General features: G+C 39.3%; 2 protein-coding genes. Both read left to right on the top strand.

Annotated features, from left to right (window positions below; translation table 11 throughout):
* A partial coding sequence (locus ESZ50_RS11875) for a conserved phage C-terminal domain-containing protein (RefSeq protein WP_246111556.1) occupies window positions 1-948 on the top strand: 948 nt, incomplete at its 5' end.
* A 9-nt stretch (window positions 949-957) separates the two neighbouring features.
* Entirely contained in the window at window positions 958-1,866 is a 909-nt protein-coding gene (locus ESZ50_RS11415) for an ATP-binding protein (RefSeq protein ID WP_148624080.1), read from the top strand.
* The last annotated feature ends 35 nt before the right edge of the window (window positions 1,867-1,901 follow it).

Here is a 1,901-nt window from a genome sequence, read left to right as displayed (position 1 = left end):
GAAGTTGTGAAAACAATGGGAGCTGAGATTATCCGTTTGTGGGTAACTACGGTTGATTCATCAGCTGATATGAAGGTGTCGATGGAGATCTTAAAGACTGTTTCGGAGTCTTATCGTAAGATTCGTAACACAATGCGGTTCTTGTTGGCCAACACAGCTGACTTTACTCCATATATCAAAATTATGCGTAACACTCCGGGAATGGGTGATATGTTAGCAATTATATATCTTGAAATGCTTGTGCTAAGTGCTGAGAGTGACGGGTATATCTACTTTAAAGGAGCCGGGAAAGATATCGCAGAGGAATTGGCTTTAGAACTGAATGAAGAGCCAGAAGCAGTCCGAATATTAATTGCATATTTAGATGCAAAAAAATTAATCACCCACCCAAATAACAATGATGTGTTTCTAGTCGCAAGTGCTGATATGACTGGATCCGAAACAAGTTCAGCAAGACGAGTTCGAGCTTTCAGAGAGCGTCAAGCGTTACATAGTAACGATGGTGTAACAATTGGTAACGACAGTAAGAGTAAGAGTAAGAGTAAGAGTTATATAGAGAGTAAGAATATATTGTCGAGTAACACATTCGTGTTTCCCGACTGGTTGTCTGAGAAAAACATCGAAACTGTGAAAAAAGGCAATTTTGGAAACTATGAAGTTAGAGTCCCGATTGCCTATTTAAATCAAGTGGCTGGTAAACAGTACAGGATTGTTGAGAAATCTACCAAGCTAGTTCACGCAAGATTAACGGAAGGTTTTACATTAGATGATTTCAAGACGGTTATTGATACCAAGGTAGCAGAGTGGATTAACGATACGAATATGAACAAGTATCTACGACCTGAAACGTTATTCGGCAATAAGTTTGAGGGGTACCTCAATCAAAGAAAATCAAATGTGCCTGATACGTACGGAGATGAGTATTCTAGCGAGAACCTAGGGTTTTAGGAGGCTGTCATGGAAAACATGAGTGAAGGCATTAGAAAGAGTAAGGTCGGCCAAAAAGTAATCAAAGACTTTGAGGTCATGAAGGCTGAGTTATTATCCGACCCTGAAATTGCTGAATTTATTACTAAACATGGTTTAACAGATCAGCAAGTGCAAAATAACATCTCGAAGTTATTTGAGTATCAAACTGAACGAAATGCTTTTGAAAACGACTCGCAGAAATTCATAAATGGCTATAAGCCCATTTTGGGTCTCTCTGGCGGTTCTAACAGTTATGTGTATATTTCCTATGACGAGACAGAAAAACGCAAGACGGAGCAAATTAACAAGCAAAAAATGGCATTCTTGGGTAGAGAGAGTCTTGTCTTGGATAAAACTATCAAGATGGCTAGATTTGATAATTTTCAAATTAAGGACAACGAGGAACAGCTAGCTTTTGATTTTGCTAAGAAAACAGTTGAGTTTTATTTGAATGATGGAGAAGGCAATACAGCTTTAGTCGGTAAGCAAGGAACAGGCAAGAGTCATCTGGCTATGAGTATTTTGAAAGAGTACAACGAAAATCCGGGGCACTCAGCGATGTATGCCAGCTATTCCCAAGTTATCCGTTTGATCAAAGATAGTTTTGGTGGTGGGGATGCAAAGTACAGCCAGCAAAATATGTTGCGATTATTGGCTAGTGTTGATTTGCTGGTTTTGGATGATGTAGGCAGTGAGAATGTTACGGATTTCTCGCAAGAGTTGTTGACTGACTTAATGGACTCCAGAACTAGAACGATCATCACAACTAACTACAGTAGTGATGAATTGAGACGCACATACGAGGCGAGAACCGTTAGTCGGTTGTTGCGAGGAGTCGACCGGGATAGAGCGTTTAATTTTAAAAGCTTAAAAGACAAACGCATTCAAGCGTTTTGATGAAAGGAGGTATAAAAAAATGGATCAGTCAAAAT

The sequence above is a fragment of the Weissella muntiaci genome (genome assembly GCF_008107635.1).
Lineage (GTDB): Bacteria > Bacillota > Bacilli > Lactobacillales > Lactobacillaceae > Weissella > Weissella muntiaci.
Note: the sequence above shows the minus strand (reverse complement) of the source record. Positions and strands in the feature narration are given on the sequence as shown.

Bases quoted from the DNA above. Each gene is read 5' to 3' on its own strand.
- ESZ50_RS11415 (WP_148624080.1), top strand. From the start codon at position 958: ATGGAAAACATGAGTGAAGGCATTAGAAAGAGTAAGGTCGGCCAAAAA.